General features: G+C 69.6%; 13 protein-coding genes. 3 read left to right on the forward strand and 10 right to left on the reverse strand.

From position 1 onward, the window contains the following. Position 1: 1 nt before the first annotated feature. From BCF74_RS01500 to BCF74_RS01530, 7 genes are read right to left on the reverse strand one after another with little or no spacing between them, the layout of a single operon-like run. A complete protein-coding gene (locus BCF74_RS01500; RefSeq protein ID WP_106296200.1) occupies positions 2-2,245 on the reverse strand; it encodes an N-acetylneuraminate synthase family protein in 2,244 nt (747 codons plus the stop codon). Next, entirely contained in the window at positions 2,242-2,967 is a 726-nt protein-coding gene (locus BCF74_RS01505) for an acylneuraminate cytidylyltransferase family protein (protein WP_106296201.1), read from the reverse strand. Before BCF74_RS01505 ends, BCF74_RS01500 begins: the two co-directional genes overlap by 4 nt. Next, positions 2,964-4,016, reverse strand: a complete 1,053-nt coding sequence (locus BCF74_RS01510) for an RNA-binding protein (RefSeq protein WP_106296202.1) — start codon at positions 4,014-4,016, stop codon at positions 2,964-2,966. Before BCF74_RS01510 ends, BCF74_RS01505 begins: the two co-directional genes overlap by 4 nt. Continuing rightward, positions 4,007-5,011: a CgeB family protein gene (locus BCF74_RS01515; protein ID WP_106296203.1), complete on the reverse strand. Its 1,005-nt coding sequence runs from the start codon at positions 5,009-5,011 to the stop codon at positions 4,007-4,009. Before BCF74_RS01515 ends, BCF74_RS01510 begins: the two co-directional genes overlap by 10 nt. Next, positions 5,008-6,084, reverse strand: coding sequence for an NAD-dependent epimerase/dehydratase family protein (locus BCF74_RS01520; RefSeq protein WP_106296204.1), 1,077 nt, complete (start codon positions 6,082-6,084; stop codon positions 5,008-5,010). The genes BCF74_RS01515 and BCF74_RS01520 overlap by 4 nt, the downstream gene beginning before the upstream one ends. Next, positions 6,081-6,644, reverse strand: coding sequence for an acyltransferase (locus tag BCF74_RS17645; RefSeq protein WP_106296205.1), 564 nt, complete (start codon positions 6,642-6,644; stop codon positions 6,081-6,083). Before BCF74_RS17645 ends, BCF74_RS01520 begins: the two co-directional genes overlap by 4 nt. Then, entirely contained in the window at positions 6,641-7,576 is a 936-nt protein-coding gene (locus BCF74_RS01530; protein ID WP_106296206.1) for a glycosyltransferase family 2 protein, read from the reverse strand. The genes BCF74_RS17645 and BCF74_RS01530 overlap by 4 nt, the downstream gene beginning before the upstream one ends. A 55-nt stretch (positions 7,577-7,631) precedes the next feature. Between BCF74_RS01530 and murI the strand changes: the two genes are divergently transcribed. Together murI and BCF74_RS01540 are read left to right on the forward strand one after the other, a co-directional pair. After that, entirely contained in the window at positions 7,632-8,486 is an 855-nt protein-coding gene (gene murI, locus BCF74_RS01535) for a glutamate racemase (RefSeq protein WP_106296207.1), read from the forward strand. Between the two features lie 20 nt (positions 8,487-8,506). Next, positions 8,507-9,274 (forward strand): MBL fold metallo-hydrolase, encoded by a 768-nt coding sequence (locus tag BCF74_RS01540; protein ID WP_106296360.1) that lies wholly within the window; start codon positions 8,507-8,509, stop codon positions 9,272-9,274. On the opposite strand, the gene BCF74_RS01545 is transcribed toward BCF74_RS01540, so the two are convergent. Further along, positions 9,262-10,347, reverse strand: coding sequence for a glycosyltransferase family 4 protein (locus BCF74_RS01545; RefSeq protein WP_106296208.1), 1,086 nt, complete (start codon positions 10,345-10,347; stop codon positions 9,262-9,264). The genes BCF74_RS01540 and BCF74_RS01545 overlap by 13 nt on opposite strands. Beyond that, positions 10,344-11,120 (reverse strand): glycosyltransferase, encoded by a 777-nt coding sequence (locus BCF74_RS01550; protein ID WP_170070095.1) that lies wholly within the window; start codon positions 11,118-11,120, stop codon positions 10,344-10,346. Before BCF74_RS01550 ends, BCF74_RS01545 begins: the two co-directional genes overlap by 4 nt. Before the next feature lie 143 nt (positions 11,121-11,263). Between BCF74_RS01550 and BCF74_RS01555 the strand changes: the two genes are divergently transcribed. Then, positions 11,264-12,643: a glycosyltransferase family 4 protein gene (locus tag BCF74_RS01555; RefSeq protein WP_106296210.1), complete on the forward strand. Its 1,380-nt coding sequence runs from the start codon at positions 11,264-11,266 to the stop codon at positions 12,641-12,643. On the opposite strand, the gene BCF74_RS17000 is transcribed toward BCF74_RS01555, so the two are convergent. After that, a complete protein-coding gene (locus BCF74_RS17000; protein WP_170070096.1) occupies positions 12,603-13,571 on the reverse strand; it encodes an FkbM family methyltransferase in 969 nt (322 codons plus the stop codon). The genes BCF74_RS01555 and BCF74_RS17000 overlap by 41 nt on opposite strands. Between the last annotated feature and the right edge of the window lie 35 nt (positions 13,572-13,606).

The raw sequence follows: 13,606 nt of genomic DNA on the forward strand, positions 1-13,606 counted from the left end.
CTCAGAACCACTGCTCGAGTCGGTCCAGCGCGACCCAGAAGCCTTCGCCGTTGTTGACGTGGCCCTGCCAGATCTCCGGAATGAAGCCGGCGCCCGGGGCGAGCCGGTCGAGCTGCTGGGCGAGCAGGGGCCAGTCGACCTCGCCCTCGCCGACCTGGACGCCCTCGCCGTCGACGCCGGTCGCGTCGACGAGGTGCAGGTGGTCGGCGTGCGGTGCCAGCAGCTCGACGGCCTCGCTGAACGGCTGCTCGTGGAAGGTCGCCGCGAGCTTGGAGTGCGAGACGTCGAGGCAGAGGCGCCGACCGGTCTGCGCCGCCCACGCGGCGGTGTCGTCGGCCCGGACGAAGAGGTTGCAGTAGAGCTGGCCGCCCATGTACCAGGGGAACGGCGGCAAGGTCTGCGCGCAGAGCCGCACCCCGGTGTCGTCGACGCGCTTAAGCCCGGCCTCGACGCGGGCGTACATGTCCGGCAGCTCGTCGGCAGGGACGTGGGCGTCGGTGGTGAACCCGCCCATGCTCTGGATGACGACGGGGTCGGCGTCGGTCGTGAACCACTGGCGCATCAAGCGGGTGAGGTCGATGACGCGCTGCAGCTCCTCGATGGAGCGCTCCCAGTGGGCGTCGTCCTCGGCGGCGAGGTTGAGCAGGAAGTCGCCCTGGAAGAGGTCGGGCGCGTGGCACGCGTAGCTCATGGACAGGCGCTCGGTGAAGATGCTCGCCGGGTCGAGCTCGAGGTCCTTGTAGGAGAAGTGGAACTCGAGGAAGTCCGGCGTCGTGTCCGCGGTGAGGGCGGCGATGTCGTGGTAGCGCACGGGCAGCCCCCACGGCCGCCGGAAGGTGTAGTCGCGGCCGCGCGCGACGGCGTCGGTGAGGTCGGTGGCGTAGAAGAAGTCGCCGGCCTTGAGCGCCCGGCCCGCGGGCCGACCGACCAGCTGGGACAGCGCATTCGGCTGCAGGCCGCGGCCAGGGGACTTGATGTCGACGGCGTCGGCGGTGATGGTCTCGCCGGGCGTGATGTCGCGGGCGGCGACGAGGCTCTTGGCGAGGTTGACCCGGTTCATCATCTCGCCGGTCGACACGGCTCGCGGACCGCTCGAGCCGAGCGCGTCCTCGACCTCGCGAACCCGTTGCACCATCTCGGTGAACTCGTGGGGGAGCAGGCTGACCTTGTGGTCGTTGCCCTCCATCGACCGGTCGACGGTGAAGTGCTTCTCGATGATCGAGGCGCCGAGCCCGATCGCCGCGATCGGCACGTGGTAGCCGCGCTCGTGGCCGGAGTAGCCGACCGGGCAGTCGCCGAGCTCCGCGAGCCGGGTGAGGTAGCGCAGGTTGACGTCCTTGAACGGCGCCGGGTACGTGGACTGGCAGTGCAACATCGCGTATGCCGTGCCGGTCGTCTTCATCACCGCGACCGTCTCCCGGATCTCCTCCTCGGTCGACATGCCGGTGGAGAGGATCATCGGCGTGCCGGACGCTGCGGCGTGGGTGAGCAGCGCGTGGTTGGTGAGGTCGGCCGAGGCGATCTTGAGCGCCGGCACGCCGTAGTCGACGAGGGCGTCGACGCTCGGGGCGTCCCACGGCGTGCACATGACGTCGATGTCGACGTCGCGGGCGTGGTCGAAGACCTCGAAGAGCTGCTCGGCGGGCAGGTTGAAGCGGGAGAGCAGGTCGAGGGTGTACTGCGGGCCGAGGTCCTCGCCCGCCGAGCTCGCTCCGGCGCCGCGGTAGAGGGCCTCCATGTCACGCAGCTGGAACTTCACGACATCCGCGCCGCTGCCCTTGGCGAGGTCGACGAGGCGCTTGGCGAGGTCGACCGAGCCGTTGTGGTTGATGCCGATCTCGGCGATGAGCAGGCTGCGGTGTCCCGGCCCGACGGTGTGCCGGCCGATGCTCAGGGCGTCGCTGCGGTTGATCGCGACGCCCGTGAGGTGTCCGTGCTCGTCGATGAGCGGGATGTGGTCGATGGCGGTGGTGAACCGGGCGCGGATCGCGGCGGGGGTGCTGTCGGCCGGCATCGTCACGGCGTCGCGGTTGGCGACCTCGGAGCAGGCGACGGTGAGGTCGATCGGCGACTGTCGGGCCACCCAGCGGCGGAAGTCGCCGTCGGAGATGGCTCCGATGAACCGGCCGTGCTCGCTGACGCAGAAGACGATGCGGGCCTTGTTGGCGCTGATCCGCTCGAGGGCGTGCAGGACGGAGTCGTCCCCGTTGACGACGTAGGGGGCGAGGCTGCGCTCGATGATCATGCGGGGGAGTCCTGGATGTCCTGTGGTGCTGTCCGGTGGAGGTTGGCGAGCTCGGCGTCCGCGACACCGAGGTCGACCTCGCTGTCGATGTCGATTCCCTCGACCTCGTCCATGACGAACAGTCTCACCCGGCCGCCGAGACGGTTGTCCAGCTGCTCGTAGACCTCGGTGCGGGTGAGGTAGAGCGAGCCGGTCTCGCGGTAGCGCAGGGTGCGCGCGGTGAGGTCCTGCCGACGCGGACGCGCGGTGATGTCGTAGTCGGCGTGCGGGCCGGTGTCGTCGTCGCCGGCCCACCAGAGGAACGGTGCCTGCGGGACGACGCCGACCATGGAGTCGGCGCCCGAGGCGGTGAACTCGGCGATGGCGCGGTCGATGGTGCCGGGGAGCCGGATCGGCGACGTGGCCTGGAGCAGCATGACCGCCTCGGGGCGACGGCCGCGAGCGGTCAGCTCGTCGATGGCGTGGCGGACGACGGGCTCGGTCGCGGTGGTGTCCTGCGCGAGGTCGGCAGGCCGGAGGAACGGCACCTCGGCCCCAGCGGCGCGGGCCACGTCGGCGATCTCCTCGTCGTCGGTGGAGACGACGACGTCGAGGTCGTGCTCGGCATCCAGCGCCTGCTGGATCGTCCACTCGATGAGCGGGCGTCCGGCGACGGGACGGAGGTTCTTGCGGGGGACGCCCTTGGAGCCGCCGCGCGCCGGGATGACGGCGAGGATGCTCATGAGGACTCTCCGAGAAGCTGGGTGATGTGGTCGGCGACGGCCCGGGCCGGTTCGAGGTCCGGCTGGCGTGGCGCCGGCGTCGGCTCCCCACCCCACGGGGCCAGGGAGTAACGATCCCAGAACTCGCGCAGCCACGCGGGTGGATCGTCGAAGTGCACCCAAGCCGGTATGCCGCGTGCGGCCATCTCGAGCACTCCGGTCGAGTAGGCGCTCACGACGGGTCGGCGCAGCTCGACGAGCGGCGTGGTCGAGCGGTCGACCTCTATGCCCTCCGCCTCCCACTGGGCGTGCTGGCGGCGGGAGGCGCGGTCGGTCTCGCTCGGGTGGGGGCGATAGGTCGCGCCGGTGCGCAGACAGAACCTCTTGGCACTCGCCGCCATCGCGGCCCGGGGCAGCTCGGCGCCGTGGAGCTGGCCGAGGAAGACCGGCCGCTCGTCGGCAACCTCGACCCGGGGAGCACGTGCGGCCTCCCAGAGCAGCTGCGAGCCGACGGTCACGGTGGTGACGTCGTCGCGCCCGGAGCGCCAGAAGTCCGCGTCCGCGTCGGACCACGCGAGCAGGGTCGTACCCTCGGCGAGCGGTGGTGCGCTCGGGGTGAGCAGGCCGTGCTGCACGGTGAGGAAGCGCGACGGCTCGCGGAGCTGCTGCCGGCTGGCAGCACCCAGGGCGGCGTAGTGCCCCGTCGACAGCACGATCGAGTTCTGCCTCACGGCTGCCGCGGCCAGGGCGTCGGCAAGGCCCGGCCGCCCTGCCCATTCGACGGCCGGCGCCATCGGGGTCAGGTCATCCAGAACCGGAGTCGGTGACAGCACGGCGACGTCACCCGGGTCGAGGTGACCCACCGGGCTGAGCTGGGACAGTCGGGTCGTGTCCTTGAGCGCCTCGAGCGCGACGAGCACACGCGGCTGGTCGCCGGCCGACGTGAGCACCGCGGTGGTCTCCACGCCCCGGCGCGCGCGAATTGCTCCCGTGACGCGCGCGGCGAGAGGACGTTGGTGCTGCTCCCAACGACGCCAGGCGTCGAGGTCGCGCGGATGGGTCAGCCCCACAGCTCCTCCAACGCCGCAACGCGGTGGTCGAAGGTGTGCTCGGCGAGGGTGCGCTTCTGGGCGGCCTCACGGATTCCGGCCGCCCACGCCGGGTCGCGGCGGGCGCGCTGGACGTGCTCGGCCGCCTCGTCGGCGCCATCGAAGGTGAGGACCTCGGTGCCCGGCTCGTAGAGGTCGGCGACGTCCTCGCGGTCGACGAGCTGGAGCGCGCCGATGCCCGATGCCTCGAAGGTCCGCATCGTGAAACCGTCCTGGTCGCCGTGGACGTTGAGCGTCGCCACCGAGCCGGCCATGACGCCGTAGGCGTCGGTTCGGTCGAGGTCACGGCCGGACTCGACCGCGGGCGCGGTGAGGCGCCACGTCCGCAGCCGGTCGACGGGGTGGGTCGACCAGTCCCGACCGTGGGCGCGCACCGGCACGTCGAGCTCGGCGAGCGCGGTGAGCAGTTCTTCTCGTCGCGGGTAGCGCGCGCCGACGAAGGTCACCTCGTCGCTCGGCCGCGGGACGAAGCGCACCCGCTGGTCGTGCGCGAGGGGCACGTGGACGGCGCGCAGCCCCATGCCGATGAAGGTGGCGACGTCGAGCGGGGAGTAGCTGGCGACGGCGTCCATGGACTCGAGTGACCCGTCGACGAAGTCGGTGCGGCGCAGCTCGTCATAGAGCCACATCACCCGGCGCGCGGGCATGGCGGACAACGTCTCCCAGAAGGCGGCGCCGAGATCGTCGCCCTTGACGACGAGGACGACATCGGGGTCGCCCTCGCGCAGGGCGTCGACGGCCCGGCCCGTGAGGTCGGGACCCAACGCGAGCGGTGTCGGTCCGGGCATGCGACCGAGGGCTTCGGCGGCCTTGACCCGCACCTTGTCGGTGACGGTCGGGTGGTCGTCGTAGAGGTGCGTTCGGACGGCATACCCACGACGTTCCGCGGCGTCGGCGATGGAGTTCCAGTAGCCGTGGAAGCGCGGTGTCACGAGCAGCAGCGAGCGGGCGGTCACGAGGTGAGGCCCCGCTGCGAGAGCTCGTCGAGGGCGTCGTCCCAGGCGTCCGCCGGAGCGCCGGTCTCGGTCCAGGAGCGGGTGATGAACTCGGCGACCGCGTCGGCGGGCGACCACCGGGGGAGCGGTGCACCGAGCTCGCGGGTCAGGGTGAGGTCGGCGCATGCGTGGTCGATATCGCCGGCGCGGTGCACGTCGAGGTGGGTGATGCCGGGCGAGACGACCGGCGCTCCGGCCGCGGCGCACTCGGCAAGTTCGAGGAGCGTCGTGCGAATCCCGCTGCCGGAGTTGAGGATTCGCGTCTCCCCGGGCGTGGGTGGGTTGTCGAGGGACCACGCGATCGTCTCGACGAGGTCGCTGACGTGCACGACGTCACGCGTCTGCGAGCCGTCGCCGTAGACCGTGAGCGGCCGCCCCTCCTTGAGCATGGCGAGGAACGCGGCGAGGACTCCGGTGTAGGGGTTGTGCAGCGCCTGCCCGGCGCCGATGACGTTCTGCGGCCGCAGGATCGTCGCCGGTATGCCGTCCGCTCGCCGCGCGATGACCGTCTCGCCCTCGGACTTCGTCTCGCCGTAGACCGACACGGGCCGGTGTTCGTCGCTTTCCTGCGAAGCCTCCGGGACGGCACGCTCGCAGCACGGTGAGCCGAAGGTCGTGCCGTGGACGGGGCAGCCGTGGCGGCCCTCGCCATAGACGGCACGGGAGCTGAGGGCGACGAGGGGGATGGCGTGACGTTGGGCGAAGGCGACCGCGAGCTTGGTACCGCCCACGTTGACGCGGCGGTGCCGCTCCGGCTCGTACATCGACTGGCCGGTCCCGGTCTCCGCGGCGAGGTGCACCACCGCGGTGAGCGTGTCGATGTCGTCGCGCTGGTCGAGGTTCTCCCAGGTGGCGGCTTCGGCGACGTCGCCCACGACGACCTCACCGGGGAACGCGGCGACGCTCGCGTCCGGGTCGAGGTGAACCTGGCCGAGGAGGGAGTCGAGGGCGAGCACGTCGTGTCCGGCGGTGCGGAGGCGTCGGGCGAGGTGCTGGCCGATGAACCCGGCGCCGCCGGTGATGAGGACGGTCACGGTGTCTGCTCCGGGTCGGCGGGGACGACAGGCTTCGCAGGGACGCCGACGACGACCTCGCCGGGAGCCACGTCGCGGGTGACGACGGCGTGCGCGCCGACGGTGGCGCCGTTGCCGACCGTCACTCCGCCGAGGACGACCGCTCGCTGTCCGAGGAACACCCCGTCGCCGATGGTGATCGGCCCGGTGCCGTGGGTGGCCGAGCGGTCACCGCGCCCGTGGTCCGTCGAGGCGACGAAGACACCGTCCGCGAGGACGCAGTCCGAGCCGATGGTGACGGGGTCGATGGAGTGCACGTGCACGTCGTGGCCGAGGTACGTACGGTCACCGATGGTCACGCTCGCGTCGGGACCTTCTGCGGCAAGCCACGCACCGGCATACACCGCGACGCCGTCGCCGATGCTGATCCGGTCGACACCGCGCAGCACTCGGGGAGCGACGACGACCGATCCGCGACCGATGGACCGGAAGGCCCGGCGATAGAGGAGCGAAGTGGCGAGGCGGCCGCGGTGCCAGCGGACACCGGCGGGTGCCTCGGTGATCCGGCGACTCAGGCTCATCGAGACCCTCCTCGGATGAGGGCCAGCTCCGCGCGGGCTGTTCCCATGGGGTCGATGTCGCGGCCAGCGAGACGGCGTGCGGCATTGGCGCCGAGGTTGACCACGGTCGCCGCGCGCAGGGCGGCAAGGAGGCGACGCTGCCCACCCCACTTCGCGGCATACGTCATCCGCCCGTCGACCAGCCACTGTCGGCGTCGCCCGGGGTCGGACGAGCCGCCGCTTTCGTGGACGGCGGTGACGGTGCCGACGTACACGCTCGGGACATCGAGGTCGCGCAGCCGGCGCTGCAGGTCGACCTCCTCGGCGTTCATGTAGAACGTCTCGTCGAAACCGCCGACGGCGCGGAAGGCCCCGGTCGGCAGCAGCAGGGCGGCGCCGACGACCCAGTCGACCGGGGTGATCGAGCCGGGGGCGGCGCTGAGGTCGTGGCCGACGGCCTCGTGGAGCACGTCGAGGTGGCGGTAGCGCGCGAGCGGGGTGAGCCACTCGACGGTCTGGTGCGTCGTCGTCGGGAAGTGACGCCCGGTGGGGTCGACCGTGCCGTCGGGGCGCCGGATCGCGGGGCCGGCGACGCACGGCTGCCAGGGCGCGGCAGCGTCGACGAGGTCCCGGACGAAGGTCGGGCCGACATCGAGGTCGCTGTTGAGGATGAGGAGCAGCTCGTGCGTGGCGACCGCGGCACCGGAGTTCACCGCGGCACCGAACCCGCCGTTGCTCTCGCGACGCACGACGGTGACGTCAACGGCGTGGTCGGGGAACGGCTGGGGCGAGGCGTCATCCGACACGACGAGTTCGAGCTCGACACCCTGCTGGTCGCGCAGCTGCTCGAGCAGGGCGACCGCCGAGGCGGGGTCGCCGTAGTGCGGCACGACGACGCTGACCGCCGGGGTCGGCGCAGCCCCGTCGAGAACCCCCTGGTCGTGCGCCGCCATGGGGCGAAACTTTACCCGTGAGCCGGTGCCCTCCGGAGCGATCTAGCCTAGTCCGGTGCCTGACTCACCGATCGGCGTCTTCGACTCCGGCTACGGCGGCCTCACCGTCGCCCGCGCCATCCTCGACCAGCTGCCCCACGAGTCGGTGGCCTACCTCGGTGACACGGCCCGAGCGCCCTACGGTCCGAGGCCGATCGCGCAGACGCGCGCCTTCGCCCTCGAGTGCCTCGACCGGCTCGTCGACCACGGCGTCAAGGCCCTCGTCATCGCCTGCAACACGGCGAGCGCGGCCGTGCTCCACGACGCGCGAGAGCGCTACGACGTGCCCGTGGTCGAGGTCATCCGGCCGGCGGTGCGGCGCGCCGTCCTCACGACGCGCAACGGCCGGGTCGGGGTCATCTCCACCTCGGGTACGCACCAGTCGGGCGCCTACCTCGACGCCTTCGCCGCGGCGCCGCAGCTCGAGGTGTCGAGCACGCCGTGCCCGCGCTTCGTCGAGTTCGTCGAGGCCGGGGTGACCGGTGGAGCGGAGCTGACGGCCGTCGTGCACGAGTACCTCGACTCGCTGCGCGACAGCGGCGTCGACACCCTCGTCCTCGGGTGCACGCACTACCCGCTGCTCACCGGCGTCATCCAGCTCGTCATGGGCGACGAGGTCTCGCTCGTGTCGTCGGCGGAGGAGACCGCGAAGGACGTCTATCGCGTGCTGTCCGAGCGCGACCTACTGCGGCCCGATGGGGCGCCCGCGCCGACGCACGGCTTCACGACGACGGGCGACCCGGAGGAGTTCCGGCGACTCGCGACGCGCTTCCTCGGGGTGAGCGCGGAGCTCGGTGAGATCTTCACCGCGGCGCCGTCACGGGCGGGCTCGGGTGAGACGCTCGTCATCCGCGCGGAGGAAGTGTCGTGACCGTGGCGGACAATCGCGGGATGCGCGTGACCATCGTCGGCTGCTCCGGCTCCTTCGCCGGGCCGTCGTCCCCGGCGTCGAGCTATCTCGTGCAGGCCGACGACGGGGAGCGGACGTGGAACGTGCTCCTCGACCTCGGCAGCGGCGCGCTCGGGGCACTGCAGCGACACCTGGACCCGGCCGCCGTCGACGCGCTGTTCCTCAGCCACCTGCACCCCGACCACTGCAGCGACGTCACGGGTCTGTATGTCACGCGCAAGTACCGACCCGAGGGCGAGCTGACGGTGCCCCTGCCCGTCTTCGGACCGAAGGACACCGCCGACCAGCTCGTGCGGATGTATCACGGGGCGTCGCCGGACGAGGTGGCTCGGCACTTCGAGGTCACCTCCGTCGAGGACGGCGCCGTTGTCGAGGTGGGACCCTTCCGGATCACGCCGTATGCCGTGAACCATCCGGTCGAGGCCTATGGGTACCGGGTCGAAGCCGGAGGACGGGTGCTCGCGTTCACGGGTGACACGGACTCCTGCGACGCGCTCGGCGGGCTGCTCGGCGGTGCGGACCTCGCACTCATGGACGCTGCCTTCGTCGAGGGCCGGGACGAGACGAGGGGGATCCACCTGACCGCGGCGCGGGCTGCTCAGGCGGCGCTCGACGCCGGGGGTGTGGAGCGGCTCATGCTGACGCACCTGCCGCCGTGGAACGACCCGGAGACCGCGCGCGCCGAGGCCGCGGCGGTGTGGACCGGTGAGGTCGAGCTCGCCGACCCCGACGCGACCTACGACGTCTGACGCGAGCCCTTGACGATGCCGCGGTCGCGAAGAACGTCGGCGATCTCGGCCCACATATGGTCGGCGTTGTGCTTGTTGACGACGTTGTGTCGCGCCGCGCTACCGAGCCGGTCGCGCCGTGTCGGGTCTTCACGTAGGGCTTGCAGCGTGGAGCGCCATCCCTCCACGTCCCCAACTTCCACGAACTCGGCATCTATGCCGTCACGGAAGTACTCTCGCATGGCCCGTGTCCCGGTCACGACAACTGCACAGCCTGAGGCAGCGGCTTCGAGGGCGACGCTTTGACCTGTTGGGTAGGCAAGATCGTGAGTCGGAACGGCGACTATCTGAGCCCTTTTCAGGAGCGAGCGATACTGGGCCAATGGGACCGGAGGGTGGGCGCGCACGTTCGCCGGAATGTCGATGCCCTGGAGATTCTCAGGGCGGGACACGAGGTCGAGCGTGAGTTCGGTGCCGCCGATGGCGTCGATGAGGGTCCTGTAGTCCCGACCTCGATCTTGGCCGACGGCGAGCAAGGGGATATCGCGCACACCTTGGCCTGGGGAGTAGAACCGGTGGGAGACGCCGAAGGTGGCGGAAAAGAGCTTTTCGGAAGGTATACCGATGTCCATCAGAACGTCCGCTTCAGACCTTGACATGTGGGTGATCAGATCTGCCGCCCCTACTCGCTGGGCGATCCAGCGGCGATGGTCCTGTGATGAACGTCGGAGGTCATCTGCAAGCCAAACAGACATGATGACAAGGGGAGTAGAGCGGTATGGCGGAACACCAAGCCGCTTGAGCAAGCCCGGCAACAAGCCCTGCCCCTCGAGCAGCGCGAGAACCAAATCCGCGCCCGCGACCAGCGGCATTGCACGCAGGGGCCTTTCCAAGCCCATGCCGACCCGATGCTCAACGACATCGCGAAGTTTCGTGCCGCCCCTGGAGGCGCTCTGGGAGACGCCCGCGAGGGCGAAACCCTCGCTAGTAAGAGCGTCCACCCCGTATGGAAGGGGCGAAGGCGCGTCGCCTTGAGCAAAGCGACGGCTCCACGTGGGTAGGTCGTGCTCGGTGAGGAGGACAGTTCTCGTCATGGTGTGCGGTCCGGCCCCTGGGTGGAGTGTCGAAGGGACTTCGTGGCGACCGCGGCACGGTGCCGCAGAGCCCCGAGTCGGGGGCGCACGTGCTCGCGGGCCCAGATGCGGGGGCGCTCGGATGCACGCAACGGGGTGATCTGATCCGGCCACCGCCGGAGCAGCACGCTGCGGGATTCCTCGAACGCCGTCGCATCGCCAACATTTCCTTTGTCGCGGTGGAGGAGGTCCACGGGGACGACACGCACCTTGAGGCCCATGGCGCGGGCCTGAAGGCAGATGTCGGTGTCGTAGCCGTGGAAGCGTGTCAGGACGTCCTCAGGGAAGCGCAGTTCACGAATCGCGCGAGGCCCCAACGCAAGGAGTAGCCCGTCGACGACGTCGACCTCGGCAAAGCGCGGACCGAAGCGGCGATGCCCGTAGAAGTCGGTGACCTCGCCGGCGAGTCGTCGGGCCCCGACCCATTGTGGACCGAACAGCCCTCGACCGCCCACCGCACCGACGATCCCGACGCTCGGGTCGGATAGCGGTCGCAGGATCTGGCCGCGTGCCGCTGGGCTCGTGAACTGGACGTCGTCGTGGAGCAGGACAACGGCTTCGCAGTCGGGGATCGCCCGTGCCTCGTCGAGAATTCGGTTGTAGACCGCGCAGATCCCCGTCACCCCGGTCTCCAGGATCACGCGGTCGTCGTGGCGGCGCGCGAGCTCGATCCCGGGTCGCGCCACCGTGTCGTACTTGCCACTCGGCCCGACACAACATCCGAACACGATCACGGGCGACATGATGCCTTACGTGGTGGCTCGTCCCAGCCGTTCTGGAGGTTCTCGATGCTCGACCAGCGCTCGTCGTGAAGCCGGCTGCGTGCCGCCTAGCAGAAGCGTTCCAAGAAGCGGTTTGATTGTCGCCCCGCAGAACCGTGGAGACCCGGGCCGCCCAGCAGGAGAACGTCAGGTTTGTGTTAACCGGCGGGGACGTGACCGTGGTGAAGTCCACGTTCCCGTCGTGGCGCGGCGCCTATGCTGGCCGCGTGCCACGACGTCCCCCACGTTCATCGCTGGGTCTCGAGTTCGTCGACACGGTAGTCGACTCGCCCTCGCTAGGCATGGTGGCCGACAGTGTCCGGAAGGACCTTGCTCAGGCCGCAGTCGGCCGCGGCGATCCAGTGCTGGTGCTGTTTCTCGCGCACTACTTGGGTAAGGCAACACTTGAGGCTCCAGAGCTTTTGCGTCCTCGACTGAGGGCGATGCTGGTCGGGTGGGAGATTGAGGAGCTGACCAGTACGCTCATTGAGGAACTCAGCGGCGCTGACGTCTTGCTCGGTATTTCGGACTTCAATACCTCGGTATTTGCACGGGCGTTTCCTGGCACTCCCGCGATCACGGTCCCTGTATGCCCGCCGCTGCCGTCCAAGGCCGAGCCTGACAGGGCACTGTGGGGACTCCCAGAGGGCACCATCGTCTTCCTCAACGTGTTCAACACGGTCAGCGGATTCGACCGCAAGAACCCCATCGACGTCCATGAGGCGTTTCGGCGCGCGTTCCCGGACCGCGACGACGTCCGGCTCGTCTTCAAGGTCCACGGAGGTTTCGACAAGAACCCGGACGAAGGCGAGCTGACCGGTGAGGAGTCGAGGGCTGCCGAGTTCCTTGCACGCTGTGCCGCCGATGACCGCGTCATCCTCGTTGACGAGCAATTGGACTACAAAACGGTGCTCTCGTTGGTGAGCAGCTGCGACGTGTATGTGTCGCTCGCTCGCGCCGAAGGCCTGGGCCTGCCGGTGCTGGAGGCCATGGCCCTAGGCGTTCCCACGGTCGCCATGGACTACGCCGGCCATGGCGACTTCGTCCGTCCTGGAAGCAACGTGCTCGTCCCGTACGACGTCGTCGAGATCGGCGACGACGCGAGTCACTACTACCACCCTCGGGAGTACCCCACTCGCCCCGTCTGGGCGCAACCTCGACTCGATGATGCGGCACAGTTGCTGCGCGAACTCGCAGACGATCCGGAACTGCGGCTTCGTGTGGGGGAGGCGGGCAGAGTCGCGGCTCGCGACTTCGAACGCCGATGTGCCGAGTCAACGTGGGTTCACGACCTGGAGGCCGCGTTGAGCTCTCCGGGCGTTCGCGCCGCGCACCCTGATCGGGATGCAGCCTTCCGGGCAGTGGTCGACCGTGACCGAGCCATGTGGCTCGAGCACGAGCGCGTCGTGCGGCGGGCCCGTCGCAACCTGCGCTGGCGCACGCGCCTTGGACGAGTCAAACGGACGTTGCTCGGCTGGCCGCGCCGCTCGGTTTGAGACCGGTTCCCGCACACCAGCGCGGATCGAGCGCAAAGTCTGGCAAGTCAGGCGAATTCGCCGCGTTCAACGGGTGGGGATACCTACCCGGCCCCACGGACTGGACCCGGTCCTGCCTCAACCACGTCATCTCAACGACAGGGTGCATGGAAAGGCCGTGCCACGAGATCGGGAACTCATAGTTGTTCGGGTGCAGGTTGACCAGAACGAAATCCTGGGACAGCGCAGAGAAGACCTCCTGAACACGGCGTAGGCCACTCCTGGTGGCCATCAGGTGGAGATCATGGAGCTCCAGCACGATGATGCGAAACCGGGACAAGACGTCGCTCCCAGCTGCAGGAATCACCTCCCACTCCCACCCCTCGATGTCCATCTGGAGGACCATGTCGCCCTCGGGCGGCGCTACGTCAGCGATGACGCGTCGAAGCGTGGTCCATCCCGGCTGGTCCCTTGGACCAAGGAAAGTCGGCTCGAAGGTCAGGAGCGGATGGTCGAGCGGGGCTCGCGGCACAGACCCGTCAAGGAGGTGGCAGGGGATTCCGCGTTCGAGAAGTGCGAGTTCGAAATCTGCTCTGTCCGCAACGCCGGGGGACACGCAAGCCACGACTCCCTCAAGGTCGTCGGGGATCACATAACCGCCGTCACCCGAACTCCCGAGGCGAACGAACGGCACGCCAGGGTCGCGTAGAGCAAGTCCCTCCATGGTCTTCGTGACCTCGACGGGGTCCGCAACATCTCCCGTCCAATGCAGCGCCGCCAAAGCTTGTTCTCGAGCCAGCGTGAGTTCGACGCGGTACTCGTGGGCGTCGGGGTCGGCGCCACTCGGCCGAGCGGTGTCGAGTTCACGACGCCTGGTGCGCTGAGTCCGGGTTTCACCGTGAAGGCGATCGCTGGTTCGACGGGCCACATGTACCAGTCGTCGCAACATGACTGGACTGTACTGAAGGGCAGGCGCCGTAGAGT

It is taken from the genome of Knoellia remsis (genome assembly GCF_003002895.1).
GTDB lineage: Bacteria > Actinomycetota > Actinomycetes > Actinomycetales > Dermatophilaceae > Knoellia > Knoellia remsis.